Raw genomic sequence first — 26,948 nt, 5'->3', positions numbered from 1 at the left:
AGAACTCCTTGCTCACAGATGGCGGCGTCGGGTTGAGACGTGCCGGTCGTACTCCTCGCGGGCCTTGACCGCCGACGAACGGGTCGCGGTCTCGGCCACAGGTACATCCCACCAGGCCTGCGCGGGAGGCGGGCCCGACACTGTGTCGGCCGTTTCGGTCTCCACGTAGACACATGTGGGTGTGTCGGCGGCCCGCGCCTCGGCGAGGGCGGCCCGCAGTTCACGGACGGTCTTGGCGCGCAGGACGCGCATGCCGAGACTGGCCGCGTTGGCGGCGAGATCCACGGGCAGCGGGGCGCCCGTGAACGTGCCGTCGTCCGAACGGAAGCGGTACGCGGTGCCGAACCGCTCGGCGCCGGTCTGCTGGGACAGACCGCCGATGGACGCGTATCCGTGGTTCTGGATGAGCAGCACCTTGATCGGCACGTTCTCCTGCACCGCCGTGACGATCTCGGTCGGCATCATCAGATACGTGCCGTCGCCGACCAGCGCCCACACCGGGCGCCCGGGAGCGGCCATCCGGACACCGATCGCGGCCGGGATCTCGTACCCCATGCAGGAGTAGCCGTACTCCAGGTGGTACTGGTCCCGCGACCGCGCCCGCCACAGTTTGTGCAGGTCACCGGGGAGGGAGCCGGCCGCGTTGATGATGATGTCGTCCTCGTCGACGATCTCGTCGAGGAGGCCGAGCACCTGGGCCTGGGTGGGCCGGGTGTCCGGTTCGTCGGCCTCGTAGCAGGCGTCGACGCGGTGCTCCCAGCGCTGCTTGTCCTCTCCGTACTCGGCGACGTACGCGTCCGCGACCCGGTGCCCGTGCAGTTCGAGGGCCTCGGCGAGCGCTTCGAGTCCCGCGCGCGCGTCGGCGATCAGCGGCAGCGCGGAGAGCTTGTGACCGTCGTAGGGCGCGATGTTGAGGTTGAGGAAGCGGACCCCGTCGGCGGCGAAGAGGGTGCCGGAGGCGGTGGTGAAGTCCGTGTACCGGGTGCCCACGCCGATCACCAGGTCGGCGGTGCGGGCGAGTTCGTTCGCGGTCGCGGTGCCGGTGTGGCCGATCGCGCCGACGTCCTGCGGGTGGTCGTGGCGGAGGGAGCCCTTGCCGGCCTGGGTGGAGGCGACCGGGATGCCGGTGGCGTCGGCGAGTTCGGCGAGCGCCTCCTCGGCGCGGGCGTGGTGGACACCGCCGCCGGCGACGATCAGCGGGCGGCGGGCCGCGCGGATCGCGCCGATCGCGGCGGTCAGTTCGGCGACGTCGGCCGCCGGGCGGCGAACGTTCCAGGTCCGCTCGGCGAAGAACTCGTCCGGCCAGTCGTACGCCTCCGCCTGCACGTCCTGCGGAAGCGCGAGGGTGACCGCACCCGTCTCGACGGGGTCGGTGAGGACCCGCATCGCCTGGAGCGCGGCCGGGATGAGGGCCTCGGGTCGGGTGACGCGGTCGAAGTACCTCGACACCGGGCGGAGCGTGTCGTTGACGCTGATGTCGCCCGCGTACGGCACTTCGAGCTGCTGGAGGACCGGGTCGGCCGGGCGGGTGGCGAAGGTGTCGCCGGGGAGGAGCAGCACCGGGAGGTGGTTGATGGTGGCGAGGGCGGCGCCGGTGACGAGGTTGGTGGCGCCGGGGCCGATCGACGTCGTCACGGCGTGCGTGGAGAGGCGGCCCGACTGGCGGGCGTAGCCGACGGCCGCGTGGACCATCGACTGCTCGTTTCGGCCCTGGTGGTACGGCATGTCGTCGGCGTACTCGATCAGTGCCTGGCCGAGGCCGGCGACGTTGCCGTGGCCGAAGATGCCCCAGGTGGCGCCGATCAGCCGCTGCCGCTCGCCGTCGCGTTCGGTGTACTGGGCGGCGAGGAAGCGGACGAGCGCCTGGGCGACCGTGAGCCGCGTGGTCGATGTGGTCGATCCGGTCACCGGTACCCCCCTGTGCCTTCGACGTGGGCGGGGTGGAAGCAGATCCGCCACTGCCGCTCGGAGCCCGGGCCTGCCATCACGTTCAGGTAGTACATGCTGTGGCCGGGCTGCGCGATGGACGGCCCGTGCCAGCCGTCGGGCACGAGTACGGCGTCACCGGAGCGGACCTCGGCGAGCACCTCGGAGCCGCCCTCGCGGGAGGGGGACACGCGCTGGTAGCCGAAGCCGTTCGGGCCGTCGATCTCGAAGTAGTAGATCTCTTCGAGCTCGGTCTCCTCCCCCGGCCGGTTCTCGTCGTGCTTGTGCGGCGGGTACGAGGACCAGTTGCCGCCGGGGGTGATGACCTCGACGGTGATGAGCTTGTCGCACTCGAAGGCGTCGGCGGAGGCGAAGTTGCGCACCTGGCGGGCGCAGTTGCCGCTGCCCCGGTCTTCCACGGGGACCTCCGGCGCGGGGCCGTAGCGGGCGGGGAGTAGTCGCTCGCACTTCGCTCCTGCCAAAGCGAAGCGGCCTCCCGCGCCGGAGGCGATCTGTACCCGGGCGTCGCGGGGCGCGTACACGAAGTCGGAGACTCCGGCGAACACGCTCTCCCTGCCCAGGATCTGGAACTCCGCGCCTGCTTCGCCGCCCGATTCACCGGATTCGCCCGATACCCGCACGGTACAACCGCCGTTGAGGGACAGCACGATCCATTCGCTGTCCCCGGTCGTGAACGCGTGCGTCCCGCCCGGCTCCAACTCCACGATCCGCAGGCTGCTGTGGGTCCAGCCGGCCCGCTCGGGGTCGATGTCGACGACGTACCGGGCGTTCGCGGTGGTGCCCTTGGGTACGTGCAGTTCGGTCTTCTGTGTCATCGCGGCCCTCACAACAGTCCTACGGCGGTGTCCACGGCGGCACTCACGTCGTCGTCCGCCGGATAGAGCAACGAGCGGCCGACCACCAGGCCCTGCACGGTGGGCAGTCGCAGCGCACCCCGCCACTTCTCGTACGCGCCCTCCTGGTCCGCGCCGACATCGCCGCCGAGCAGTACGGCCGGCAGCGTGGAGGTCTCCATCACGCGGGCCATGTCGTCGGGGTTGTCGGTGACGGGCACCTTCAGCCAGGTGTACGCCGAACTGCCGCCGAGGCCGGCCGCTATGGCGATCGACTTGGTGACGGCGTCGGCGCTCAGGTCGTTCTTGACCTTGCCGGTCGCGGGGTCGCGGCGGCTGATGAACGGCTCGACGAAGAGCGGGAGCCGGCGCTCGGCCATCGCGTCGACGGCGCGCGCGGTGGACTCCAGGGTGGTGAGCGAGCCCGGGTCGTCGTAGTCGATGCGGAGCAGCAGCTTGCCTGCGTCGAAGCCGAGGCGCTCCATGTCCTCGGGGCGGTGGCCGGTGAAACGGTCGTCGAGTTCGAAGCTGGCGCCGGACAGACCGCCTCGGTTCATCGAGCCCATGACGACCTTGCCGTCGAGCGCGCCGAGGAGGAGCAGGTCGTCGAGGATGTCGGCGGTCGCGAGCACACCGTCCACCCCGGGGCGGGACAGCGCCAGGCACAGTCGTTCGAGGAGGTCCGCGCGGTTCGCCATGGCGAGCTTGCGGTCGCCGACGGAGAGCGCGCCGCGGGCGGGGTGGTCGGCGGCGACGATCATCAGCCGGCCGCTGTCACCGATCAGGGGACGCCGGATGCGGCGGGCGGCGGCCTCGGCGATCGCCTCGGGGTGGTGGACCCGGGTGCGGACGAGGGCGGAGACGTCGATCGGGCCGAGGGGGCCGGCGGCGGGGTTGCCGGAACGGCCGGGCTCGGTGGTGCTCACAGAACCGCCGTTCACAGGAGCGCCGTTCACAGGAGCGCCGTTCACAGGAGCGCCGTTCACAGGAGCGCCGTTCACAGGACCGCCGTTCGCAGGAGCGCCGTTCACAGGACCGCTCCCGCCGCGACTGCCGCCTCGATCTCGTCCACCGTCGGCATCGCGGAGGAGCACTCCAGGCGCGAGGCGACGATGGCACCGGCGGCGTTGGCGTACCGCATGATCCGCTCCAGGCCCCAGCCTTCGAGCAGGCCGTGGCAGAGGGAGCCGCCGAAGGCGTCACCGGCGCCGAGGCCGTTGAGGACGTTCACGGGGAGCGGCGGGACCTCCGCCGACTCACCCTTGCTGTTGACCGCGAGGACACCCTTGGGGCCCTGCTTGACGACGGCGAGTTCGACCCCGGCGTCCAGGAGGGCGCGGGCGGCGGCGTGCGGCTCGCGCACCCCGGTGGCGACCTCGACCTCGTCCAGGTTGCCGACGGCGACCGTGGTGTGCCGCAGGGCCTCCTCGTAGAACGGGCGGGCCGTGGCCGGATCGGTCCAGAACATGGGACGCCAGTCGAGGTCGAAGACCGTCGTCCCGGCCTTGGCCCGGTGGGCGAGGGCCGCGAGCGTCGCCGTACGGCTGGGCTCCTCGCTCAGGCCCGTGCCGGTCACCCAGAAGATCCGGGTTCCGGCGATGGCTTCGAGGTCCAGCTCGTGGGCGTCGATCTCCAGGTCCGGGGCCTTGGGGCGCCGGTAGAAGTACAGCGGGAAGTCGTCCGGCGGGAAGACCTCGCAGAAGGTGACCGGGGTCGGGAGGCCCGCGACCGGCGTGACCCAGCGGTCGTCGACACCGAAGTCGCGCAGCGCCTGGTGGAGGTACTCGCCGAAGGGGTCCTCGCCCGTGCGGGTGACGACGGCGGTGGCGCGGCCGAGTCGGGAGGCGGCCACCGCGACGTTCGCCGCCGAGCCGCCGAGGAACTTCCCGAAGGACGTCACCTGCGGCAGCGGGACCCCCGTCTGCAACGGGTAGAGATCCACACCGATCCGCCCCATGGTGATCAGGTCGTACGCCATCGACTTCCCTTCAGCGTTCCTGTGCGCCGGCCGCGCCGCGACCGAACCGGGGCGGGTCCGTGTCCCTACGGCCCCGTGACCCGGGTCCGGCCACGCACAAGGTCTAGCCCCGTTCGAGCGACCCTGTCAATACTTTGTCCAGACATTCGGACTACCTATTGACACCCTCCGCTTCGGGACCGAAGCTAGCGCCCATGACGTCGTTGTCACCTCAGTCCTCACTCTCCCGCATCCGGGTCGGCTCGGCGCCGGACTCCTGGGGCGTCTGGTTCCCCGACGACCCCCAGCAGGTGCCCTGGCAGCGCTTCCTCGACGAGGTCGCCGATTCGGGCTACGAATGGATCGAGCTGGGCCCGTACGGCTATCTGCCGACGGACCCGGCGGTCCTCACCGAAGAGACCGCCAAGCGCGGCCTGAAAGTGTCCGCCGGCACGGTCTTCACCGGGCTGCACCACGGTCCGGATGTCTGGGAGAAGACCTGGGCGCACGTGGCCGACAACGCGGTCCTCACCCAGGCCATGGGCGCCAAGCACCTCGTCGTCATCCCGTCCTTCTGGCGGGACGACAAGACGGGCAAGGTGCTGGAGCCCAGCGAGCTGACCGTCGAGCAGTGGCGGCACCTCACCCAGCTGACCGAGCGGCTCGGGCGAGAGGTGCGTGAGCGGTACGGACTGCAGATCGTCGTCCACCCGCACGCCGACACCCACATCGACAGCGAGGCGAACGTCGCCCGCTTCCTCGACGGGACGGACTCCTCGGTCGTCTCCCTCTGCCTCGACACCGGTCACTACGCCTACTGCGGCGGCGACAGCGTCAAGCTGATCGAGACGTACGGCGAGCGCATCGGCTATCTGCACCTCAAGCAGGTCGACCCCGAGATCCTGGCCGACGTCCGCGCGAACGAGATCCCGTTCGGGCCGGCCGTCGCGAAGGGCGTCATGTGCGAGCCCCCGAAGGGTGTGCCCGAGCTGGGGCCGGTGCTGGCCGCTGCCGCGAAGCTCGACGTCGATCTGTTCGCGATCGTCGAGCAGGACATGTATCCGTGTGCGCCGGACGCTCCGCTGCCGATCGCTCAGCGGACCAGGGCGTTCTTGAGGTCCTGCGGGGCGTGAGCGCCCTGCGGGGCCGGACGACTGACAAGCGTCGGGGAACTGCGGGTTGATGGCAGGCCGCGGGTGGTTCGTGGCTTGTCGCGCGGTTCCCCGCGCCCCTTCGGGGGCGCTGCCCTCGCTCCCGAGTTGTACTGCTTGTACTGCTTGTACTGCGTCCTGAATCGTCGCTCGTGTCACAAAAGACTCCGCTCCGTCACGCGTGTCACGTGTATGCGGGGCTTGGGTCACATGTGGGCGACGGGGGCTTCCTGGTGATCGGCGTGTGTCGTTCGAGGGACACAGGCTTGTGATCGCCAGCGTGTCACCCGGCTCTTCTGACGGTCTTCCCGGCCGCCGCCGTGGTGCGCGCGGGGAGGTGCCAATGATGACCGACCGACGCCTCTGGTCGTACAAGGACATCGCGGCGCACATCCGTGTGCAGCCCGACACCGTCCGCTCGTACCGCAAACACGGGCTGCTGCCGCCGCCCGACCAGGTGGAGGGCGGCAAGCCCTACTGGTACGCGGACACGGTCCGCGCCTGGGTCGCCTCCAGACCGGGGAACCGGGGGCGCAAGGGCGAATGACGCGGGTGGGTGCCGGGCCGGCGCTTGTTCGTTCGCGCCGGTCTCCGCCCGCTGTCGAGGATGCGCGGACGAGTTTTCCGTGAAACCCGTGCTCACCGGTGAGCGGGCCGTGCCGCGGCCCTGCGGGCCAGGTCCAGGGCCTGGGCGGAAACGTCGACGGCGATCACCAGGGCGCCGGCGGCCGCCGCGATCATCACCGCCGACAGCCCCACTTTGCCCCAGCCGGGTACGGCCACCCACTCCCCCGCCGCGACGCGGCGTACTGGGCGCCGCGAGGTCGCCGGCGCGACGCGTACACCCAGGAGGTCAACTGCCCGGGACTAAAGTTCCCGGGCAGTGGGTGGCCCGTTGGGGCTTGCGAAGCCGTACCCGCTCGCGGATGCCCGTCAGGTCTTCCAGGCCGATCCCGCGACCGGTGCGTTCTGCCTCGGCCACCACATGTTTCGCGATCTTGTGGTTGATGTCCTTCGCCCGCCGCGCCTCCTTGCGGCGCCGCTTCTTCAGCCGGCGCTTGGCGGAGGGGGTGTTCTTCTTCTGCAGTTTCTGGCGCAACGCGCGTTCGCGCAGGCGTCCCCGGTTGAGCTGGCGTCCGGCCATGATCTGACCATCGCTGGTGGTGGCGATGTTCACGATGCCCAGGTCGATCCCGAGGAACCCCTCGGTACCGGTGTCGGGTTCGGCCTCGGGGATCTCGCAGGTGGCGTTCAGGAACCACATGCCGTCCCGGTGCAGCAGATCCGACTCGCCCTTGCGGTACAGGGCCAGGCGGGCCAGATGCTCGGGGGAGGCGGTGAACGCCACGCCCTTCACCCGGCCGTGCAGCGTCCAGATCGACACGGTCCGGTCCGGGATCTGCCAGGACAGCATCCGGTCGTCATAGGGCTGCGCACCCCCGGGACGGAAGACGACCGGCTTCTCGGCGGCCCGCCGGTAGCGCTTCGACCACGGCTTGCCCAGGTTCCCGGCCTTCAGGTTCGCCTTCAACGTCGTGTAGGCGTCACAGGTTTTCTTGATCACGTGCTGGGCGGCCTGCGCACCCAGCCCCCACTGGTCCTTGATCTGGTCGTAGGTGTGCTCCCGCAGGGCGAAGTTCCGCTTCACGTCTTTCTCGAACGCCACCGACGACGCCCAGGAAGCTGCTTCGTTGCACGCGTGCAGGGTTGCCTCAAGTGCCGCCGCCTGTACGGGCGTCGGCAGCAGCTTCACCTGCACCACCAGCTTCACACCCGTGACGCTACCCGGTACCTCCGGTACCGGCATTCGAACACCGGGAACTACTCAGCGGACCCTCCGGGGCCTGTCTCCCGGCCGTGCTCCGCGCGGCAAGACTCAGCGGCGCTCCGCGCCGCTCACCTCAGGATGCGATTCCTCCGGGGGCTGCAGCCCCAGGGTTCCTCGCAAGATCCCGCTGAAGAACGTCCTGCTCCGCTACCTGGAGCCGCTGGTGGGCGACAGACTGCCCACCGGCCCCGCGAGCCCCTCCCGGACCCCGCCGCCGCGCCCCTGACGACCCAGGCAGCCCACCGCGCCTGTCGCTCCTGCCACATCACTCTTGGATTCATACCCCTAGGGGGTATAAGCTGGGCATTCTGAAGGGTTACTCGAACCCCACACGCCCCGACGAGGAGTAACGACATGACCACCGAGACCGACACCCAGGGCTCCGTCACCGCCGTCTACAAGGTGAGCGGCATGAGCTGCGGGCACTGCGAAGGCGCCGTATCGGGTGAGATCTCCGAGCTCGCCGGTGTCTCCTCCGTGAAGGCCGTCGCCTCCAGCGGCGAGGTCACCGTGATCTCGGCCGTCCCGCTCGACGAGGAGGCCGTGCGCGCCGCCGTCGACGAGGCGGGCTTCGAGCTGGTCGGCAAGGCCTGAGGCACCGGCCCGCACCGGACCACCCCAGCCCGCCCAGCCCGCCCCCAGGAGCACGGACACGGACATGACCAGCACCACGGCAGCGGCCCCCGCGCCCCCGAACGGCGACGTAGGCGGCATAAGTGAGCCCGCCCATGAGGTCGAGCTGACCATCGGCGGGATGACCTGCGCCTCCTGCGCGGCCCGCGTCGAGAAGAAGCTCAACCGCATGGACGGGGTCACGGCCTCGGTGAACTACGCGACGGAGAAGGCGAAGGTCACCTACCCCGCGCGCGTGGCGGTCGCCGAGCTGATCGCCACCGTGGTGAAGACGGGCTACACCGCCGAGGAGCCACCGCCCCCGGCACCCCCGGAGGCCGCCGCGGAGCCGGAGCGGGCGGCGGAGGCGGAGGACGATCCCGAGCTCGCCGCCCTGCGCCGCCGACTCGCCGTCTCGGCGCTGCTCGCCGCCCCCGTGATCCTGATGTCCATGATCCCGGCACTCCAGTTCGACAACTGGCAGTGGCTCTCGCTGACGCTCGCCGCGCCGGTCGTCGTATGGGGCGGGCTGCCCTTCCACCGGGCCGCGTTCACCAACCTCCGGCACGGCGCGGCCACGATGGACACCCTCGTCTCGGTCGGCACGCTGGCCGCCTTCGGCTGGTCCCTGTGGGCGCTGTTCTGGGGGCACGCGGGCATGCCGGGGATGCGGCACGGCTTCACGTTCACCGTGTCCCGTACGGCGGCCTCGTCGACCATCTATCTCGAAGTGGCCGCCGGGGTCGTCGCGTTCATCCTGCTCGGCCGCTGGCTGGAAGCCCGTGCCAAGCGCCGCGCCGGCGCCGCGCTCAGGGCGCTGCTGACGCTGGGCGCCAAGGACGTCTCGGTGCTCCGCGAGGGACGGGAAGTGCGGATTCCGGTGGGGCGGCTCGTCGTCGGCGACCGCTTCGTCGTACGCCCCGGGGAGAAGTTCGCCACCGACGGGACGGTCGTCGAGGGCGTCTCCGCCGTCGACGCGTCCCTGCTGACCGGCGAGTCGGTGCCGGTGGACGTGACGGTCGGGGACACCGTCACGGGCGCGACCGTGAACGCCGGGGGCCGGCTCGTCGTCGAGGCGACCCGGATCGGCGCGGACACCCAGCTGGCCCGGATGGCCCGGCTGGTGGAGGACGCGCAGAACGGCAAGGCTCAGGTGCAGCGGCTCGCCGACCGGATCTCCGCCGTGTTCGTCCCGGTGGTCCTGCTCGTCGCCGTCGCCACCTTCGGCGCCTGGCTCGGCGTCACGGACGACACCACCGCCGCCTTCACGGCGGCCGTCGCGGTCCTGATCATCGCCTGCCCGTGCGCGCTCGGTCTCGCCACGCCGACCGCCCTGCTGGTCGGCACCGGCCGCGGCGCCCAGCTCGGCATCCTCATCAAGGGCCCCGAGATGCTGGAGTCCACCCGCCGCGTCGACACCGTCGTCCTGGACAAGACCGGCACCGTCACCACCGGCCGGATGACCCTCCAGCAGGTGTACGTCACCGAGGACGCCACCGAAGACGTCCGCGAGGAGGACGTTCTGCGTCTCGCCGGCGCCGTCGAACACGCCTCCGAACACCCCGTCGGCCGGGCGATCGCCGCGGGCGCCGAGGAGCGCGTCGGCACCCTGCCCGCCGTCGAGCACTTCGAGAACCTGCCCGGGCGGGGCGTACGCGGCCGTGTGGACGGCCACGACGTCCAGGTGGGCCGCGTCCTCGACGGGCCGCTCCCCGAAGCCCTGGAGAGCGCCAGGGCGGCCGCCGAGAACGCGGGACACACGGCGGTCGTGGTCGCCCGCGACGGAGTGGCACTCGGTGTCGTCACGGTCGCCGACGCGGTCAAGGAGAGCAGCGCCGAGGCCGTCCGGCGGTTGCGGGCGCTCGGGCTCACCCCGGTACTGCTGACCGGCGACAACGAGCGGGTCGCCCGGTCCGTGGCCGCGGCGGTCGGCATCTCCCCCGGGAACGTCATCGCCGAGGTGCTGCCCGAGGACAAGGTCGACGTCGTACGGCGGCTCCAGCGCGAGGGCCGCACGGTCGCGATGGTCGGGGACGGGGTCAACGACGCGGCCGCGCTGGCCACGGCCGATCTCGGGCTCGCCATGGGCACGGGGACGGACGCGGCGATCGAGGCGGGCGACCTGACGCTCGTCCGCGGGGACCTGCGGGTGGCCGCCGACGCGATCCGGCTGTCGCGGCGGACCCTGGCCACGATCAGGGGAAATCTGGTGTGGGCCTTCGCATACAACGTGGCGGCGCTGCCGCTGGCCGCCGCCGGATTGCTCAACCCGATGATCGCGGGGGCCGCAATGGCCTTTTCGTCCGTTTTTGTGGTAACGAACAGCTTGCGACTCAGGACATTCTCGTGACGGTGGGGCAAAAGTCCCTCTAGAGTCCGGAACGAGCCTCACATAAGCTCTTCACAAGGCTCACGCATCATCCTTACGCTGGGGTCCCGATCACCGCTTCTGCCCTCTTGCGTATCTTCAGGACATACGGCAAGAGACGCAGATCACAGTAGTGTGAACGTAACCATCGAAGGGGTTCGTGAGTCTAAGTTGGCGATGTCAGAAGCGTCTTGGGGGGCGTGACTGACATCTGGGGATGTCTTGGGGGACGTTCCCGGAATTGCGTTGCCGGGGCACGTGCACCGGGGAGCTTTGAGCGGCCCTCCCGTACGTACGCGTCCCGGCAGACCGCACACAGGTAGGACGAGTTTTGCTCGTTCAGCTCAGCGATTCAGGCGCTGGCCCACCAGACGCCCGGCCGGATCCCGTGGGGGGAATCCGCACCGGGACATGGGAAGGCGCCCTGCTCGCCGGCCCGTGGGGGGACCAGCGTTGCAGGGCGCCTTCTTAATGCCCGCATGCAGCCGCGCTCGCGGCTCACAGGCGGCCCGCGGCGGCCGTACCGAGAAACCACGAAGCCCCGCACGGACGGCTCTCCGTACGGGGCTCTGCAGTGTGTTCAGCGTGTGCGGTGCGCCCTGGCGGGCCCCCGGCCGGCGGGACCCTGCTAGCGGGACTCGACCGGCACGAAGTCGCGCTCGACGACGCCCGTGTAGATCTGGCGCGGGCGGCCGATGCGAGAGCCGGGCTCCTTGATCATCTCGTGCCACTGGGCGATCCAGCCCGGGAGGCGGCCGAGGGCGAAGAGGACCGTGAACATCTCGGTCGGGAAGCCCATGGCGCGGTAGATCAGACCCGTGTAGAAGTCCACGTTCGGGTAGAGGTTGCGCGAGACGAAGTAGTCGTCGGAGAGCGCGTGCTCCTCCAGCTTCAGGGCGATGTCCAGCAGCTCGTCGGACTTGCCGAGGGCCGAGAGGACGTCGTGCGCGGCCGCCTTGATGATCTTCGCGCGCGGGTCGAAGGACTTGTACACCCGGTGGCCGAAGCCCATCAGGCGGACGCCGTCCTCCTTGTTCTTCACCTTGCGGATGAAGGAGTCGACATCGCCGCCGTTGGCCTTGATGCCTTCGAGCATCTCCAGGACGGACTGGTTGGCGCCGCCGTGCAGCGGGCCCCAGAGCGCGGAGATACCGGCGGAGATCGAGGCGAACATGTTCGCCTGCGAGGAGCCGACCAGGCGGACCGTGGAGGTCGAACAGTTCTGCTCGTGGTCCGCGTGCAGGATCAGCAGCTTGTCGAGCGCCGAGACGACGACCGGGTCGAGGTCGTACTCCTGGGCCGGGACCGAGAAGGTCATGCGCAGGAAGTTCTCGACGTAACCGAGGTCGTTGCGCGGGTAGACGAACGGGTGACCGATCGACTTCTTGTACGCGTACGCCGCGATGGTCGGCAGCTTGGCGAGCAGCCGGATCGTGGAGAGGTTGCGCTGCCGCTCGTCGAACGGGTTGTGACTGTCCTGGTAGAACGTCGACAGGGCGCTGACCACGGAGGACAGCATCGCCATCGGGTGGGCGTCACGCGGGAAGCCCCGGTAGAAGTTCTTGACGTCCTCGTGCAGCAGGGTGTGCTGCGTGATCTCACCCCTGAAGGTGGAGAGCTCGTCAACGGTCGGCAGTTCGCCGTTGATCAGCAGGTACGCCACCTCAAGGAAGGTGGAGCGCTCGGCCAGCTGCTCGATCGGGTACCCGCGGTACCGAAGGATGCCCTGCTCACCGTCGAGATAGGTGACGGCGGATTTATAGGCGGCGGTGTTGCCGTAACCGCTGTCCAGGGTGACCAGACCGGTCTGGGCCCGGAGCTTCCCGATGTCGAAGCCCTTGTCGCCGACGGTGCTGTCGATCACCGGGTAGGTGTACTCGCCGTCGCCGTACCGCAGTACTACAGAGTTGTCGCTCACGTCATCCCTCACCGACGTAGTGCCTCTTCTTCGAGGTGCCCTGACTGTCTCTACCATCCCCCAGTTGGCGCAGGAGAGTGCACTCGGGGTCGACCATCGGGCCTATCGGCGGCACTGAGTGCCGCCAACTTGTTCATCCTGCCCCCTCCGTCCGACATCTGGAAGGGCTGTGTGACCTTTACGACTCGTTTGATCGATCAAATTTCACTCACGGGGCGACGGCTCTTCACGAGAGGTCCGCACAGGAACCGTGTGTCCCTCAAAGAGACCGTGGCGCGAGCCGGAAGTCGAGGGCCGTGCAGCGCCGACCGGCGGAGACCGTGCGCACCGCCTGGCCTATCGCCTTGCGGGAGCCGACGAGGACAACCAGCTTCTTCGCCCTGGTCACCGCCGTGTAGAGCAGATTGCGCTGAAGCATCATCCACGCCCCGGTGGTGACCGGGATCACCACGGCCGGGTACTCGCTGCCCTGGGAGCGGTGGATCGTCACGGCGTACGCGTGCGCCAGCTCGTCCAGTTCGTCGAACTCGTACGCCACTTCCTCGTCCTCGTCCGTCAGGACCGTCAGTCGCTGGTCGACCGGGTCGAGGGCGGTGACCACGCCGACGGTGCCGTTGAAGACGCCGTTCGCGCCCTTGTCGTAGTTGTTGCGGATCTGGGTGACCTTGTCGCCGACGCGGAAGACACGGCCGCCGAACCGCTTCTCGGGCAGGTCGGGGCGGGCGGGCGTGATGGCCTGCTGGAGCAGCCCGTTGAGGTTGCCCGCGCCGGCCGGGCCCCGGTGCATCGGCGCGAGCACCTGGATGTCCCGGCGCGGGTCGAGCCCGAACTTGGCCGGAATACGACGGGCCGCCACGTCCACCGTGAGCCGCCCGGCCTCCTCCGTGTCGTCCTCGACGAAGAGGAAGAAGTCCTTCATGCCCTCGGTGACCGGATGCTGCCCGGAGTTGATCCGGTGCGCGTTGGTCACCACGCCGGACTGCTGGGCCTGGCGGAAGACCTTCGTGAGACGGACGGCCGGGACGGGGCTGCCGTCGGCCAGCAGGTCCCGGAGGACCTCGCCCGCGCCGACGCTGGGCAACTGGTCGACGTCCCCGACGAAAAGGATGTGCGCCCCCGGAGCCACCGCCTTCACCAGCTTGTTGGCGAGGAGGAGGTCGAGCATGGAGGCCTCGTCGACGACCACCAGGTCGGCGTCCAGGGGGCGTTCCCTGTCGTAGGCCGCGTCGCCGCCGGGCTTCAGCTCCAGCAGACGGTGGACGGTGGAGGCGTCGGCTCCGGTCAGCTCGGCGAGGCGCTTGGCGGCACGGCCGGTGGGGGCGGCGAGCACGACCTTCGCCTTCTTGGCGCGGGCCAGCTCCACGATCGAGCGGACCGTGAAGGACTTGCCGCAGCCCGGGCCGCCGGTCAGCACGGCCACCTTCTCGGTGAGCGCGAGGCGTACGGCCGCCTCCTGCTCGGGGGCCAACTCCGCGCCCGTACGCCCCTTGAGCCACGTCAGCGCCTTGTCCCAGACCACGTCATGGAAGCCGGGCATGCGGTCCTCGTCCGTGCGCAGGAGGCGCAGCAGCTGGGCGGAGAGGGAGAGCTCGGCGCGGTGGAAGGGGACCAGGTAGATCGCGGTGACCGGGTCTCCGCCGTCCTGGCCGGGCACCTTCTCGCGTACGACGCCGGGGTCGCCTGAGTCCTCGTCCGGCAGGGCGAGTTCGGCCAGGCACTCGATGACCAGGCCCGTGTCGACCTGGAGGAGCTTGACCGCGTCGGCGATCAGCCGCTCCTCGGGGAGGTAGCAGTTGCCCTGGTCGGTGGCCTGCGAAAGGGCGTACTGCAGGCCCGCCTTGACGCGCTCCGGGCTGTCGTGCGGGATGCCGACGGACTGGGCGATCCTGTCGGCGGTGAGGAAGCCGATGCCCCAGACGTCGGACGCGAGGCGGTACGGCTGGTTCTTGACGACGGAGATGGAGGCGTCGCCGTACTTCTTGTAGATACGGACGGCGATGGACGTCGACACCCCCACCGTCTGGAGGAAGAGCATGACCTCCTTGATCGCCTTCTGTTCGTCCCAGGCGTCGGCGATCTTCTTGGTGCGCTTGGGGCCGAGGCCGGGGACCTCGATGAGACGCTTCGGCTCCTCCTCGATGATCTGGAGGGTGTCCAGGCCGAAGTGCTGGGTGATGCGGTCGGCGAAGACCGGGCCGATGCCCTTGACCAGGCCGGAGCCGAGATAGCGGCGGATGCCCTGGATGGTGGCGGGGAGGAGCGTCGTGTAGTTCTCGACCGTGAACTGCTTGCCGTACTGCGGATGCGAGCCCCAGCGGCCCTCCATCCGCAGGGACTCGCCGGCCTGCGCGCCGAGCAGCGCGCCGACGACGGTGAGCAGGTCGCCGGCGCCCCGGCCGGTGTCCACGCGCGCGACCGTGTAGCCGTTCTCCTCGTTCGCGTATGTGATGCGTTCGAGCACGCCTTCGAGTACGGCCAGGTTGCGCTCGCCGGTCCCCGGCTGCTGCGGGGCCCCCGTCTGATTGGGCATGGTCCGACGGTACCGCCGAGGTCCGACAGTGCGGATCACGTGTGCGGTTCACGTGCGGACAGGTCCGCACCTCCGACCGCATGCACGCCGCCTGCTTACAGCGCTTTAAGTCGCCCTTGCCCTATCTATTGACTTCCTGTGAGCCCTGCCATTGCCGTCTCTCGGGATTTCGAACAACCTTCGCCATTTCGAACATTTCGAACCATCGCATGAGTGCCCAATGGAGGACACCTCTACACGTCACCGTCCCAGACGTAACAGCCGCGCGCCGGCCGCCCTGTGCGGCGACACCCTCACGGCCGACCACCTGTGGTCGGTGGTGGACGCCGGCGGCGGCTACGCCAAGCTCGTCAACAAGAACAGCGGCCTGGTGCTCGGCATCGATGGAATGTCCACGTCGTCCGGGGCCCAGGCCCTGCAGTGGGACGACAGCGGCACCGCCGATCATCTGTGGAGCATCGTCGCGGAGGACGGTTCGACACCGTTCACTTCGTGACCTTCGTGACCTTCGTGACCGACACGTTCACTTCGTGACCGGACGTCCGCCGCGGCCAGCTCCTGGGGCCGCGGCGGGCGCGTTCGCGTACGTGACCACCGAGCAGCACTGGGGGGGCGGGCTCCCACCTGCACGCCCACGCCACTCCTCCACGGTGGGCAGATCCCACGCCGGACACCACGTCCGGCATGGGATCGCTCAGCTGATCAGAGACGCTTGCCCAGCGACTACGACAAGCAGTACCTGGCCGGAACCGTCAGTGCTCACCCGACCTTGCGCAGCTCCCCGTCACCGAAGACCGCCACCATGACGAGACTCCCGCCCAGCGCCTCGACATACCTCGCGACGATGTCTGTGCCGGAGACCTGGCCGCTCTCGATCTGCGAGACCCGTCCCTTGCTCACACCCATACGCTCGGCCACCTGAGCCTGGGTGATGCCGCGCTCCTGGCGTATGTCGGCCAACCGCCAGGCGTGGGCCTCTGCGAGCATGCGCTGGGTGCCTTCGACGAACGCGTCCCGGCCGCCGGCCAACTCCTCCGCCCGCTCCCGATGCCCGCTCGCCGACCACGCGACGTGTCCGTTCACTTCTCCAACTCCCTCTTCCGATCAGCCACGCACTCCGCGTACCGACGCTCGGCCGGCGGAATGGCCTCGCCGTACCGGCGTTCCAGTCCTTGAGGTTGTGTAAAGCCGATCCCTTGATCCGGTCCACCAGTGGACGACCCTCAGCAGGTCCGTGGCAGGCAAGGATCCAGATGCGTCGCCTGGTTCACGAGCACGTACGAGTCCGCATCGGACTTCCCCAGGTCGTGCAGCCACTGATCCGCCTCGTCGGTCAGTTACACGTCCCACTGCTCTTCCACGAGACGGGATCCGGGGACTTCACTCGTACGAGGCCTCGTGAGCCCGGGCCGGAAGGCCGAGGCCAGGGCGCCCGGCGGACCAGACAGAAGTCGATGGCGTTGCGATCGCCGCCCTCCGGGGTCGCATCGCCGAGCGTCACCCACCCACGCGGACGCGTCAGCCGCCCGCCGGCGGAGTCACGCGCCACCCTCCGGCGGCAAGTTGGCCACCGCCACTGCGGCCGCTTCCTCAGGTGTCGCGGCCTCGCCCAGGAGTTCGACGTATCCCGATGTTTAAACCTTCACGCCTTCGAGCACGGCGAGTCGCCGTTCGCCCCGGGGGTCCCGCATGTTGAGCCATGATCCGACGGTACCGGTGAGGTACGACAAGGGTGGCGGATCAGCGACGGGGTGCGCCTTCAGGGCTTCAAGGAAGGCGGCGAAGGCGGGGGTGGGGAAGGTGAGGGTGCGGTCGGCAGGGGTTTTGGAGTCGCGGACGGCTATGTGGGTGGGGGTGGTGGCTATCTCCACGCAGGCGTTGCCGTCGTCCGGGCCCGAGTAGGACGACTTCCGCCAGTTATGCATAAGACACCTCACAGCTCTTTCGCCAGCCGGTTGATGAAGTCACGCGACCGTTCGGGGTCGAGCGATACGGCTTCCACTTTACGGAAGCGCGTTCGAAAGGCGTTGAGTTGCGCTTCGGAGTCGATGAATGCCGAACCGGTGGGCACGTCTCGCACCACCGTGTCGAGTTTGGGCACAGCGCCACCCGCGTACGTCATGGTGCTGGCGGCTCGGGCGAAGCCATCCAGATCGAAGGGGATGACGCGCACGGTGACGTGGTCAGCATCGGAGTGATCGAGAAGCTTGGCAAGTTGAGCCCGGGAGGCGGCGCGATCGCCGACCCTGATACGCAAGGCCGCCTCGTGGATCACCAACTCGTACGGGATCGCGATCCGCTGGCGCCCCATTCGATGGCGGACGCGCAACTCAAGCTCTTTGTCCGTGAGTTCGGGCACTCTGGAGGAGAACACCGCGCGGGCGTAGCCCTCCGTCTGAAGCATGCCCGGGACGTACAGGATCGCCACTTCCCACAGGAACTCGGCATGGTGTTCCAACTCGGCGAGATCCAGGAAGGGTGTGGGCAACAGTCGCCGGTACTCCTCCCACCAACCCTGCGTCCTGTCCGCAGCCATCGCGACCAGCGCTTCAATGAACTCCACGTCCGTACAGGCGTAATGGGACGCGAGTCGACGCAGTCGCTCCTCACTCACCCCGATGAGCCCCAGCTCGATATGGCTGATCTGCACTCTGTTCGCCCCGAGAAGCGCCGCCGACTGGATGGCCGTCAGGCCGGCGGCCTCGCGGAGCCTGCGCAGTTCGATGCCCAGGCGTACCTGACGAGCCGTTGGTTCGCGCCTCTGGACCATGCGTTGCTCTCCATCTTTCGGGGCCGGATCACGCGACCGACTTGATTCGGGTTACAGGTTACCCATACCGTCGGTGACGCAACGGACACGCTACGGAAGCGCACCGTCCCGTCCTGCCACGACGGCGTCGGCAATGCCACCGTGCCCGAAACCCCCCTCACTCACCGGAGTTGATGCCCCATGCCCGAAACCTGGGACTACACCCTCCAGATCCCCAACGACCCCAGAGCGGTCACCATCTGCCGCCGCACCCTGCGCCTGATCCTCACCATGCACGGCCTCATCGGCCTCGTGGACACCGCGGAGTTGCTCGCGACCGAGCTGGTTTCCAATGCCGTACGGCACACGAAGGGGCCCGCCGCGCTCCGGGTGCGGCGGTCGGTGGAGGGCACGGTGTGGATCGGGGCGTGGGACGCCGATCCCGAACCGCCGCGACCGCCGCAGCCGTTGGAGCGGGTGGGTGAGCAGGAGGACGGACGGGGGCTGGGTCTCGTCGTGGCCTGCACGAAGTACTGGGGCTGAATGCCGTCGGCCAGATTCGGCAGTCCGGGCAAGTACGTGTGGTGCGAGCTGGTGGCGGCGTAGGGCCAAGTTCCCTACAGCGAGGGCCCCTTGACACGCTCCATCACCAAGGTGAAGGTCATGCAATCGGACGCAATCGTGTCGACGCACGGAGAAGGTGTGCGGCTACGTTTCCTTGGGATCATCCCGAACACGCCCGTTGACGACTCGCCGACCATCTGGCTCGATGAGGGCACCGGGGATCTTCTGATCCAGTCCTACCAAGGCCACTGAGGAAGAGGTGAAGGCGTGCCAGGAGATCGGCTCCGTCCCTGGCCACTCGACGGACGTACCGGATCACGAGACGATCATCCGACTTCCGGCCGTGATGCTGAAGTACGTCCCGCAACCGGAGGACTGCCTCGGTGAAGTACCCCGTACGTGAAGGAATCACCAAAGCGCAACACTCCGCCGTTCACTTGGAAATGCGCGACATCTACACGCCGGATGATCCGGAGTTCGCCCGGTGGCGCGCAGGACATCAGTACGACCAGGACTTCGCGAAGCTGCCTGACTGGTGGTGGCCCTGGCGCGACCTGGTGGCCGAGACCACGGCTCGCGGCGTCGCGATGAGGCGGGCCCGAATCGTGTCGGAGCCGGTCACGGATTACATCCGGTTCGAGCATGACCTCACGTTCGCCAATATCGCGGCGGGTGAGTCGGTCCGCTGGCTGCCACGACGCAAGGCAGCCGACATTGCGCTACCCGGCACCGACCTGTGGATGTTCGACGAGTCATCGGTGTTGTTCACCTACTTCTCCGGAGTCGGGGAGGTGGTGGACCGGGAATGGTGCACCGAACGGGCGACTGTGGAACTGGTCAGTTCAGCATTCGAAGCAGTCTGGGAGCGCGCTACACCGCACGAGGAGTACACGCCGGGCTGACCGGGACCGCACCATGGCGACATCAGGATCTTCAAGCGTTCATGCGGCCCGGCAAGTCCTTGCCGATCGACTTCGGGAGATATGCAAGGACGCCGGGTTGGACGGCAGACAACTCGCCCAGGCATGCGGTTGGCACCCGTCCAAGGTCTCTCGGATCTCGACCGCGAAGACCTCACCATCCGCTGACGACATCCGCGCCTGGTGCCGGGCATGTCCTGGAAATCGGAACCGGCACCGGCTACTCCACGGGCCTGATGTGCCACCGCCTGGGAGAGGACAACGTCACCAGCGTGGAAGTGGACCCCGCCGTATCGCAGCGGGCGGACGAGGCCCTGGAGGAGGCGGGGTACTCCACTTGGACGGTCACCGGGGACGGCCTCGTCGGACACCCCCGCCGGGCCCCGTAGGACCGAACCATCGCCACCTGCGCCCTCCGCCGCATCCCGTACGCCTGGGTCAGGCAGACCAAGCCCGGCGGAATCATCCTCGCCACAGTGGGCCCCAGCGCCTGGTCCTATGGCACCGGCCTGGCGAAACTCACAGTCAAGGACGACGGCACCGTAGAGGGCCGGATCATCGACCGAACCTCGTTCAAGCCCGCCCGAGCGGAAGCGGCCGTCCCGTTCTCCGGTGACCTCTCCGCCCGCGCCGCCTACGCCGACACCGAGCGGCGGACCAGTCTCCACCCCGATGTCCTCAACGACTGGATGCCCGCCTTCCTGGCCCAGCTCGCAGCACCTGCCGCCCAGCTCGTACGAGCCGTCGGCGGCAGCAGGGAGACGGTCTACCTGTTCGACACCAGCCGTGAGGCGTTCGCCGCCCTCACCGTTGACGGGGACGAGTGGAACGTCCGGCAGGGAGGGCCGGTCCTCATCTGGGACGCCATCGAAAGCGCGGTCACCGCTTGGCGGAATGCCGGCGAACCTGACATCACCTCCGTTCGCATGGAAGTCACTCCCACGGCGCACGGCTACTGGATCGGCGACCAACCAGCCCTCCGCTGGAACCACCCATGTCCCCCGCTGAGCGTCTGGAGCTCGTGGGACCGCACATCCCAGCCACGATTCCTCGGTCACGATTCGATTTCAGCCACTGCCACCCCCTTGCCTCGCCTCCGTGTAATCGATTCCAATCCTCCGTACACGTCGATGTAATCGATTCCAAGAGTTCCATTGGTCCCACGAGGAGGTGGAGCGGCGATGGCCGGCATCAAGGATGTCGCTGCCGAGGCCGGGGTGTCCGTCGCCACGGTGTCGCGGGTGCTGAACGATCATCCGTCGGTGAGTGAGGACGCCCGCGCGCGTGTGGTGGCCGCCGTGGCGGTGCTGGGATATCGGCCGAACGCCGTCGCGCGCTCCCTGCGCACCGACCAGACCCACACCCTCGGGCTGGTGATCAGCGATGTGATGAACCCGTACTTCACGGAGCTGGCGCGGGCCGTCGAGGAGGAAGCGCGGGCGCTCGGGTACAGCGTGATCATCGGGAACGCCGATGAGCGGCCCGAGTTGCAGGATCACCATGTGCGGAATCTGCTCGACCGGCGGATCGACGGGCTGCTCGTGTCGCCGACCGACGGTGGCTCCCCGCTGATGCTGGACGCCGCCCGCGCGGGCACGCCGATGGTGTTCGTGGACCGGTGGATCCCGGGTGTGGACGTGCCGGTGGTGCGGGCGGAGGGACGGGGCGCCGTACGGGATCTTGTCGCGCATCTGTACGGGCTCGGGCACCGCCGGCTCGCGATCATCGCGGGGCCGGCGGCGACCACGACCGGGCGGGAGCGGGTCGAGGCGTTCCGGGAGGCGCTGGGCGAGCACGGGCTGGCGTTGCCGGACGCGTACATAGGGCAGGGCGACTTCCAGGCCGAGAGCGGGCGTCGGGTGACCGAAGGGTTCCTCGACCTGCCCGAGCCGCCCGAGGTCGTCTTCGCTGCCGACAACCTGATGGCGCTCGGCGCGCTGGACGCCGTCCGCGCGCGTGGGCTGCGGGTTCCCGAGGACATCGGGCTGGCGGCCTTCGACGACATCCCGTGGTTCGTGCACACCGATCCGCCGATCACCGCGATCGCCCAGCCGACGGGCGAGTTGGGGCGGGCCGCCGTACGGGTGCTGGTCGACCGCATCGAGGGGCGGGCGCCCCTGGCCGAGCCCGACGCGCTTCCCGCGCGGCTCGTCGTACGCCGGTCGTGCGGTGAGCCACCACCTCAACAGACGCCACCGCAATCGCAGGACGAGGCGAAGAAACTGGGCGTGGACCTGTCCGTCACCGACGCGCAGAACGACGCCTCGCAGCAGGCCAACCAGCTGCAGAACTTCACCAGCGAGGGACTCGGCACGATCATCGTCAACCCGGTGGACTCCGACGCGGTGACCCCGGCGGCGAAGGCCGTGAACAAGGCGGACATCCCGCTGGTGGCCGTTGACCGCGCGGTCAACGGCGCGGACACCACCGCGCTCGTCGCCTCCGACAACGTCAGCGGCGGCAAGCTCGCCGCCGAGTCGCTCGCCGAGAAGCTGGGCGGTAAGGGCGAGATCGTCATCCTCCAGGGCCAGGCGGGCACCTCCGCCAGCCGCGAGCGCGGCGCCGGCTTCACCGAGGGCCTGAAGGCCTACCCGGGCATCAAGGTCCTCGCCAGGCAGCCCGCCGACTGGGACCGCACCAAGGGCCTCGACGTCATGACGAACCTTCTCCAGGCCAACCCCGACGTCGACGGCGTCTTCGCGGAGAACGACGAGATGGCCCTCGGCGCGATCAAGGCCCTCGGCGCCAAGGCCGGCAAGTCCGTCCAGGTCATCGGGTTCGACGGCACCGCCGACGGGCTCAAGGCCGTCGAGGCGGGCACGCTGTACGCGTCGGTCGCGCAGCAGCCGGCCGAACTCGGCAGGATCGCCGTGCGCAACGCGGTCAAGGCCGCCGACGGTGAGAAGGTCGAGAAGTCGGTGATGGTGCCGGTGAAGGTGGTCACGAAAGAGAACGTGGCCGAGTTCAGCGGCTGACGGACGACGAGCGATGAACGACGACTGATCGACGGATGCCGAACGACGGCTGAGAGCAGCTCCGGCTCACCTGCCACCAACCCACCTGCCACAGGGAGAATTCATGTACGACTACGACCTCCTGGTCGTGGGATCGGCCAACGCCGACCTGGTCATCGGTGTCGAGCGGCGGCCGGGGGCCGGGGAGACCGTGCTCGGTTCGGATCTGGCCGTGCACCCGGGCGGCAAGGGCGCCAATCAGGCGGTGGCGGCGGCCCGGCTCGGGGCGCGTACGGCGCTGCTGGCGCGGGTCGGCGACGACGGACACGGGCGGCTGCTGCTCGACTCGCAGCGAGCGGCCGGGGTCGACACGGCGGGCGTGCTGGTCGGCGGGGCGCCCACCGGGGTCGCGTTGATCACGGTGGACCCGTCGGGCGACAACAGCATCGTGGTGTCACCCGGCGCCAACGGGAAACTGGCCCCCGAGGACGTCCGGGCGGCGGACCCGCTGCTGCGGGCCTCGCGGGTGGTCTCGGCGCAGCTGGAGATCCCGTTGGAGACGGTGGTGGAGGTCGTACGGCGGTTGCCGGAGGGTGTCCGTTTCGTACTGAACCCGTCGCCGCCTCGGGAGTTGCCCGGGGAGGTGCTGGCCGCCTGTGATCCGCTGATCGTCAACGAGCACGAGGCGAAGGTCATCGCCGGGGGCGAGCTGGCGGGTTCGCCGGAAGACTGGGCGCGGGCGCTGCTGGCGCTCGGACCGCGTTCGGTGGTCGTCACGCTGGGCGCGCAGGGCGCGCTGGTCGCGACCGCCGAGGGCAGTGCGCGGGTGCCGGCCGTGAAGGTGGACGCCGTGGACACCACGGGGGCCGGGGACGCGTTCACCGCGGCGCTGGCGTGGCGGCTGGGCGCGGGCGCGGAGCCGGCCGAGGCCGCCGCGTACGCGGCCCGGGTGGGGGCCGCCGCCGTCACCAGGGCCGGGGCACAGGTGTCCTTCCCGACCGCCGAGGAGGTCGCGGCGCTGTGAAGCGGGCCGGGATACTCAACCGCCATCTCGCGGGTGCCATCGCCGAGTTGGGGCACGGGCACGGGGTGCTGGTGTGCGACGCGGGCAAGCCCGTACCGGACGGGCCGCGCGTGGTCGACCTCGCCTTCCGGGCCGGGGTGCCGTCCTTCGCGGAGGTGCTGGACGGGCTGCTCGACGAGATCGTGGTCGAGGGCGCGACCGCCGCGCACGAGGTCCGTGAGGCGAATCTCGACGCGACCGTTCTGCTGGAGGACCGGTTCCCCGAGCTGGAGCTGGTCTCCCACGAGAAGCTGAAGGAGCTGTCGGCGGGGGCGCGGCTGGTCGTACGGACCGGGGAGGCGCGGCCGTACGCGAATGTGCTGCTGCGGTGTGGGGTGTTCTTCTAGCGGGAGTGTTCTTCCAGCAGGAGCGCCCCCGTACCCGGGACGTTTCGAGGGGCCCGGTTCAGTGGACCGGGCCCCTCGGCTTTCCCCTCCGTATCAGAACCCCCACGATCCCCCCAGATCCCCCTCCGAGAAGTCCTGATGCCAAGTACGACCCGCGAGTTGGCGGAAGGGTTGCACGGGCTCCGGAGATTTTTTCGAAGGTGATTCCGGTGATTCCGGAGATGTTTTTTTGTCCGGGTTGTGTCCCGATCATGTCACTTCGCGAGCAAGTGCGTTGCGGGTGCAACGCGTTGTGGGAGAGCATGTCCGGGACGTAGGTGACCCAGACACACGGGGGTGGACACGACGTGAAGTTCGACATGGGGTCGACGACTCTGGCTGAGCTCGGGAAGAGCACGGTCGGATCGGGTGACGACCTGGGGACTCTGATCCAGCTGCTGATCAGCGCGGCGGAGCCCTTGGAGGGCAAGTTCAACGGCTCGGGCAAGGCCGCGTTCGACTCGTTCAAGAACCGCGCGGACGAGATCACCGCGGACCTCAACGGCTCGCTCGCCGCGATCCTGGGCGGTCAGTCGGGCATGGACAACGCGTTCGGCACGGGTGACGTGGAGTCCCAGGACAACGCCAACCAGAACATGGGCCTGGCCAACTTCGACGCGGCCCGCTTCGGCGCCCGATAAGCCGCACAGCCGCACAGCCGCACAGCCGGACAAGGGGGAAGGAAACCATGGGTCAGAATCAGGACCGCCGTTCGTACGACACCGGCGCCTCGGGTGAGGTGCAGACCGCGCTCGGCACGATCGTGGGGCAGTTGGAGCGGGTGCTCGGCGACCGCGACGCCGCCGTCAAGGCCGCGATGACCGAGTTCCAGGCCGACGGCGTCTCCGACGACTACCACGGCAAGGAAGAGCGCTGGAAGAAGGCCGCGGGCGAGGTCCGCGAGATCATCCGCCTGGTGCGCACCACGCTGGAACAGAACGACGGCACCGCGCAGTCCACGCTGGCCAAGGCCCGCGCGGCGGTCGACCAGATCGGCTGACGCCGAAGTGATCGAGGTCCCGTAGCCGTGGCAGCGCAGGATTACGACAGCCAGTTGCTGGAGTCGGTGTCGGTGCGGCGCCGACGGCTGCGGGACGCCCTGCTGTTCGGGGCGCAGCGGCAGCGCCGCTCGGCGGACGAGCGGGTCGGGAAGGTGTTCGTCGGCATCGTCATCGCGGCGGTGCTGTGCGCGGGATGTGTGGGGTGGTCCTTCGTGTCGAACCGCATCATCGGCAAGAGCCCGTACGGGAGTTCGGTACAGCCGTCAGGTACTCCTTCCGCCACGCCCTCGGTGACTCCCTCCGGCACGCCTTCCCCGGCCGTTTCCACGGCTCCGACCAGCACTTCTAGCCGATGATAGGTTCGATCGCGTGATGTCTACGGGGGCCTTGGGACAAGCCACGGACGGTGTGCGTACGGCGCTCAGCCGGGTCACGCTGGTGGGCGAGCGGCGGCGCGTGGATCTCGTGCTGCCGTCGCGCGAGCCGGTCGGACTGCTGCTGCCCGAGGTCATGCGGCTGCTCGACGACCGGGTCGGCGGGCAGCCCGAGCTGCGGCATCTGGTCACCGCGGACGGTTCCGCGCTGGCCCACGACAGCACGCTGGAGTCCGCCGCTATCCCCGACGGCGCCGTACTGCGGCTCGTACGGGCCGAGGACGCGCCGTCGGCACCCGTCGTGCACGACGTCACGGACGAGGCGGCCGAGGACCTCGACGCCCGTGGCTGGCGCTGGCGGCCGGCCACGCGCCGGGCCACCGCCGGGATCGCCACGGTGGGCTGGGCCCTGGCCGCCGGGTCGTTCGCGCGCGCCGCGTACGAGCCCGGAACCGTCGCCGGGGCGCTGCTCGGCGTCGCCGTCGTGGCCGCCCTCGCGGGCGCGCTGCTGGGGCGGGCCGGGAAGCGCGGGCTGGCGACGACGCTCATCACGACGGCCGGTGCGCTGGGGCTGCTCGGCGCCTCGGCGCTGGCCGCGGCGCGGAGTTGGACCGGTACGCCGCAGGTCGCGGCCATGGCCGCCGCCGGGATCGTCACCCTCGTACTGCTCGGCCTGTTCACCCCGCTCGGGCGCGGTGGGCTGGTCGGGGCCGGGGCGCTGGCCGGGGCCGTGGTGTGCTGGCTGGCGGTCGCCGCGTTCGTGTCGGGCGGGCTGTCGTCGACGGTGGGCGAGCAGGCCGAGGTGGGGGCCGTGCTCGCGGTGGTCTCCGTGATCGTCCTCGGGTTGCTGCCCCGGCTGGCGCTGATGGCGTCGGGCCTCTCCGGCCTCGACGACCGGCGCTCCGGCGGTACCTCGGTGAGCCGCCACCAGGTCTCGGCGGCCCTCGCCGCCACCCACCGGGGGCTCGTCCTCGCCACGGTCACGACGGCCGTCTCGGCCGCCACGGCCGGGGTGTTCGCCCTGCGCGCGCCCACCCAGTGGACGGTCCTGCTGGCCGTGGTCACCATGGTCGTCCTCGCCCTGCGCGCGCGGGCCTTCCCGCTGGTCGCCGAGGTCGTGGTGCTGCTCGGCGCGGCCGCGACGCTCGCCGTACGGCTGGTCTCGGTCTGGCTGGAGCACTCCGGCGAGGCCGCCGGTCCGCTCGCCGTCCTCGTCCTGCTCGCCGTCCTGCCGCTGCTGGTGCTCGCGGTACAGCCCGCCGAGCACGTACGCGTACGGCTCCGGCGCCTCGGCGACACCCTCGAAACGATCGGCGTCATCGCCCTGCTCCCGCTGCTCATCGGGGTGTTCGGTGTGTACGGACGACTGCTCGACACCTTCGCTTAGGAGCTGGGGGCCGCACATGACGCAGGCAGGGGACTGGCAGCGGGATGTGCTGCGCGAGCTGGGGCAGGAGGGGGTTGGCTCCGCCGACGGGGGGAGTCATGGACCCGGGGCTGGTGCCGGGGCCGGTGCTGGTGCGGGTGCTGGTGCGGGTGGAGCGGCTGGTCCGGCGGTGGGTGCGTCCGGTACGTCCGGTGTGGCGGGGGCGCCTGGAGCGCCTGCCCGGCGGGCGGAGCCGACGCTGCGGCTGGTGCGGTCGGTGCCGTCGGAACCTTCGGAAACGGCAGGGTCCGCGGGGCCTGCGGAACCGGCGGGTCCCCCAGGGGAGACCGCCGGGGATGACCGGCCCGTACGGCCGGTGCCGGAGCCCGTTGCGCGGCAGGCGGTGCGGTCTGCCGTGCCGCCGCCC

The 26,948-nt window shown here is 69.7% G+C and carries 21 protein-coding genes and 7 pseudogenes; 17 read left to right on the top strand and 11 right to left on the bottom strand.

What is annotated here, in order from left to right; translation table 11 throughout:
* Window positions 1-12: 12 nt before the first annotated feature.
* The 4 genes from iolD to iolC all read right to left on the bottom strand — a co-directional run bounded on the left by iolD (window position 13) and on the right by iolC (window position 4,758).
* Window positions 13-1,908: a 3D-(3,5/4)-trihydroxycyclohexane-1,2-dione acylhydrolase (decyclizing) gene (gene iolD, locus I8N67_RS27140; protein ID WP_200306502.1), complete on the bottom strand. Its 1,896-nt coding sequence runs from the start codon at window positions 1,906-1,908 to the stop codon at window positions 13-15.
* Window positions 1,905-2,762: a 5-deoxy-glucuronate isomerase gene (iolB, locus tag I8N67_RS27135; protein WP_200306500.1), complete on the bottom strand. Its 858-nt coding sequence runs from the start codon at window positions 2,760-2,762 to the stop codon at window positions 1,905-1,907. The genes iolD and iolB overlap by 4 nt, the downstream gene beginning before the upstream one ends.
* An 8-nt stretch (window positions 2,763-2,770) precedes the next feature.
* On the bottom strand, window positions 2,771-3,649 hold the full coding sequence (locus tag I8N67_RS27130; RefSeq protein WP_200306561.1) for a Cgl0159 family (beta/alpha)8-fold protein: 879 nt from the start codon (window positions 3,647-3,649) through the stop codon (window positions 2,771-2,773).
* A 158-nt stretch (window positions 3,650-3,807) separates the two neighbouring features.
* Entirely contained in the window at window positions 3,808-4,758 is a 951-nt protein-coding gene (gene iolC, locus I8N67_RS27125) for a 5-dehydro-2-deoxygluconokinase (RefSeq protein ID WP_200306498.1), read from the bottom strand.
* A gap of 194 nt (window positions 4,759-4,952) precedes the next feature.
* On the opposite strand from iolC, the gene I8N67_RS27120 reads away from it, so the two are divergent.
* Complete coding sequence (locus tag I8N67_RS27120; protein WP_200306496.1) at window positions 4,953-5,870, top strand: sugar phosphate isomerase/epimerase family protein; 918 nt, start codon at window positions 4,953-4,955, stop codon at window positions 5,868-5,870.
* Between the two features lie 364 nt (window positions 5,871-6,234).
* Window positions 6,235-6,435: a helix-turn-helix transcriptional regulator gene (locus I8N67_RS27115; RefSeq protein ID WP_200306494.1), complete on the top strand. Its 201-nt coding sequence runs from the start codon at window positions 6,235-6,237 to the stop codon at window positions 6,433-6,435.
* 110 nt (window positions 6,436-6,545) lie between these two features.
* Here the strand turns inward: I8N67_RS27115 and I8N67_RS27110 are convergent.
* A pseudogene (locus I8N67_RS27110) lies at window positions 6,546-6,692 on the bottom strand (alcohol dehydrogenase); the annotation flags it as partial.
* Window positions 6,693-6,774: 82 nt separating this feature from the next.
* Window positions 6,775-7,659, bottom strand: a pseudogene (locus I8N67_RS27105) (transposase); the annotation flags it as partial.
* A 411-nt stretch (window positions 7,660-8,070) separates the two neighbouring features.
* Here I8N67_RS27105 and I8N67_RS27100 point away from each other — a divergent pair.
* Both I8N67_RS27100 and I8N67_RS27095 read left to right on the top strand, forming a co-directional pair.
* On the top strand, window positions 8,071-8,310 hold the full coding sequence (locus I8N67_RS27100; RefSeq protein ID WP_200306492.1) for a heavy-metal-associated domain-containing protein: 240 nt from the start codon (window positions 8,071-8,073) through the stop codon (window positions 8,308-8,310).
* Window positions 8,311-8,374: 64 nt separating this feature from the next.
* A complete protein-coding gene (locus I8N67_RS27095; protein WP_200306490.1) occupies window positions 8,375-10,678 on the top strand; it encodes a heavy metal translocating P-type ATPase in 2,304 nt (767 codons plus the stop codon).
* Window positions 10,679-11,324: 646 nt separating this feature from the next.
* Here I8N67_RS27095 and I8N67_RS27090 read toward each other — a convergent pair.
* On the bottom strand, window positions 11,325-12,614 hold the full coding sequence (locus tag I8N67_RS27090; RefSeq protein ID WP_200306488.1) for a citrate synthase: 1,290 nt from the start codon (window positions 12,612-12,614) through the stop codon (window positions 11,325-11,327).
* A 259-nt stretch (window positions 12,615-12,873) separates the two neighbouring features.
* Complete coding sequence (recD2, locus tag I8N67_RS27085; protein ID WP_200306480.1) at window positions 12,874-15,144, bottom strand: SF1B family DNA helicase RecD2; 2,271 nt, start codon at window positions 15,142-15,144, stop codon at window positions 12,874-12,876.
* Between the two features lie 220 nt (window positions 15,145-15,364).
* On the opposite strand from recD2, the gene I8N67_RS27080 reads away from it, so the two are divergent.
* Window positions 15,365-15,640: an RICIN domain-containing protein gene (locus tag I8N67_RS27080; protein WP_234046358.1), complete on the top strand. Its 276-nt coding sequence runs from the start codon at window positions 15,365-15,367 to the stop codon at window positions 15,638-15,640.
* A gap of 263 nt (window positions 15,641-15,903) precedes the next feature.
* Here the strand turns inward: I8N67_RS27080 and I8N67_RS27075 are convergent, their stop codons facing one another.
* The 3 genes and pseudogenes from I8N67_RS27075 to I8N67_RS27065 form a co-directional block, all read right to left on the bottom strand.
* Window positions 15,904-16,227 carry a helix-turn-helix domain-containing protein gene (locus tag I8N67_RS27075; RefSeq protein ID WP_200306478.1) on the bottom strand — a complete coding sequence of 108 codons (324 nt, stop codon included), beginning with the start codon at window positions 16,225-16,227 and terminating at the stop codon, window positions 15,904-15,906.
* Between the two features lie 674 nt (window positions 16,228-16,901).
* Window positions 16,902-17,069, bottom strand: a pseudogene (locus tag I8N67_RS42950) (DUF397 domain-containing protein); the annotation flags it as partial.
* 8 nt (window positions 17,070-17,077) lie between these two features.
* Window positions 17,078-17,914, bottom strand: coding sequence for a helix-turn-helix domain-containing protein (locus tag I8N67_RS27065; RefSeq protein ID WP_200306474.1), 837 nt, complete (start codon window positions 17,912-17,914; stop codon window positions 17,078-17,080).
* Between the two features lie 180 nt (window positions 17,915-18,094).
* On the opposite strand from I8N67_RS27065, the pseudogene I8N67_RS27060 reads away from it, so the two are divergent.
* From I8N67_RS27060 to eccD, 12 genes and pseudogenes are all read left to right on the top strand, one after another.
* Window positions 18,095-18,499 (top strand): annotated as a pseudogene (locus tag I8N67_RS27060) (ATP-binding protein).
* A 96-nt stretch (window positions 18,500-18,595) separates the two neighbouring features.
* A pseudogene (locus I8N67_RS42945) lies at window positions 18,596-18,860 on the top strand (hypothetical protein).
* Complete coding sequence (locus I8N67_RS27055) at window positions 18,841-19,359, top strand: DUF6879 family protein (RefSeq protein ID WP_200306472.1); 519 nt, start codon at window positions 18,841-18,843, stop codon at window positions 19,357-19,359. Before I8N67_RS42945 ends, I8N67_RS27055 begins: the two are co-directional and overlap by 20 nt.
* A 13-nt stretch (window positions 19,360-19,372) precedes the next feature.
* Window positions 19,373-19,573, top strand: a pseudogene (locus tag I8N67_RS27050) (helix-turn-helix domain-containing protein); the annotation flags it as partial.
* Window positions 19,572-20,369, top strand: a pseudogene (locus I8N67_RS27045) (methyltransferase domain-containing protein); the annotation flags it as partial. The pseudogenes I8N67_RS27050 and I8N67_RS27045, both read left to right, overlap by 2 nt.
* Before the next feature lie 189 nt (window positions 20,370-20,558).
* On the top strand, window positions 20,559-22,352 hold the full coding sequence (locus I8N67_RS42940; RefSeq protein WP_234046357.1) for a LacI family DNA-binding transcriptional regulator: 1,794 nt from the start codon (window positions 20,559-20,561) through the stop codon (window positions 22,350-22,352).
* A 103-nt stretch (window positions 22,353-22,455) separates the two neighbouring features.
* Window positions 22,456-23,355: a ribokinase gene (locus tag I8N67_RS27030; protein ID WP_200306470.1), complete on the top strand. Its 900-nt coding sequence runs from the start codon at window positions 22,456-22,458 to the stop codon at window positions 23,353-23,355.
* Window positions 23,352-23,741: a D-ribose pyranase gene (rbsD, locus tag I8N67_RS27025; protein WP_200306468.1), complete on the top strand. Its 390-nt coding sequence runs from the start codon at window positions 23,352-23,354 to the stop codon at window positions 23,739-23,741. The genes I8N67_RS27030 and rbsD overlap by 4 nt, the downstream gene beginning before the upstream one ends.
* 347 nt (window positions 23,742-24,088) lie before the next feature.
* Window positions 24,089-24,421 (top strand): hypothetical protein, encoded by a 333-nt coding sequence (locus I8N67_RS27020; protein ID WP_200306460.1) that lies wholly within the window; start codon window positions 24,089-24,091, stop codon window positions 24,419-24,421.
* Between the two features lie 47 nt (window positions 24,422-24,468).
* Window positions 24,469-24,780, top strand: coding sequence for a pore-forming ESAT-6 family protein (locus I8N67_RS27015; RefSeq protein ID WP_200306458.1), 312 nt, complete (start codon window positions 24,469-24,471; stop codon window positions 24,778-24,780).
* A gap of 27 nt (window positions 24,781-24,807) precedes the next feature.
* Window positions 24,808-25,137, top strand: coding sequence for a hypothetical protein (locus I8N67_RS27010; RefSeq protein ID WP_200306456.1), 330 nt, complete (start codon window positions 24,808-24,810; stop codon window positions 25,135-25,137).
* 31 nt (window positions 25,138-25,168) lie between these two features.
* A complete protein-coding gene (gene eccD, locus I8N67_RS27005) occupies window positions 25,169-26,542 on the top strand; it encodes a type VII secretion integral membrane protein EccD (protein ID WP_234046356.1) in 1,374 nt (457 codons plus the stop codon).
* The last annotated feature ends 406 nt before the right edge of the window (window positions 26,543-26,948 follow it).

The sequence above is a fragment of the Streptomyces adelaidensis genome (assembly GCF_016598475.1).
In the GTDB taxonomy this organism is placed as follows: Bacteria; Actinomycetota; Actinomycetes; order Streptomycetales; family Streptomycetaceae; genus Streptomyces; species Streptomyces adelaidensis.
The sequence above is the reverse complement of the archived record's forward strand: the minus strand, read 5'-3'. Positions and strand labels throughout refer to the sequence as shown.

What these genes read in the sequence shown, in the direction of transcription:
- iolB (WP_200306500.1), bottom strand. Translation starts at nt 2,762, where the DNA reads ATGACACAGAAGACCGAACTGCACGTACCCAAGGGCACCACCGCGAAC.
- iolC (WP_200306498.1), bottom strand. Translation starts at nt 4,758, where the DNA reads ATGGCGTACGACCTGATCACCATGGGGCGGATCGGTGTGGATCTCTAC.
- I8N67_RS27120 (WP_200306496.1), top strand. Translation starts at nt 4,953, where the DNA reads ATGACGTCGTTGTCACCTCAGTCCTCACTCTCCCGCATCCGGGTCGGC.
- I8N67_RS27115 (WP_200306494.1), top strand. Translation starts at nt 6,235, where the DNA reads ATGACCGACCGACGCCTCTGGTCGTACAAGGACATCGCGGCGCACATC.
- I8N67_RS27100 (WP_200306492.1), top strand. Translation starts at nt 8,071, where the DNA reads ATGACCACCGAGACCGACACCCAGGGCTCCGTCACCGCCGTCTACAAG.
- I8N67_RS27095 (WP_200306490.1), top strand. Translation starts at nt 8,375, where the DNA reads ATGACCAGCACCACGGCAGCGGCCCCCGCGCCCCCGAACGGCGACGTA.
- recD2 (WP_200306480.1), bottom strand. Translation starts at nt 15,144, where the DNA reads ATGCCCAATCAGACGGGGGCCCCGCAGCAGCCGGGGACCGGCGAGCGC.
- I8N67_RS27080 (WP_234046358.1), top strand. Translation starts at nt 15,365, where the DNA reads ATGGAGGACACCTCTACACGTCACCGTCCCAGACGTAACAGCCGCGCG.
- I8N67_RS27065 (WP_200306474.1), bottom strand. Translation starts at nt 17,914, where the DNA reads ATGGTCCAGAGGCGCGAACCAACGGCTCGTCAGGTACGCCTGGGCATC.
- I8N67_RS42940 (WP_234046357.1), top strand. Translation starts at nt 20,559, where the DNA reads ATGGCCGGCATCAAGGATGTCGCTGCCGAGGCCGGGGTGTCCGTCGCC.
- I8N67_RS27030 (WP_200306470.1), top strand. Translation starts at nt 22,456, where the DNA reads ATGTACGACTACGACCTCCTGGTCGTGGGATCGGCCAACGCCGACCTG.
- I8N67_RS27015 (WP_200306458.1), top strand. Translation starts at nt 24,469, where the DNA reads ATGGGTCAGAATCAGGACCGCCGTTCGTACGACACCGGCGCCTCGGGT.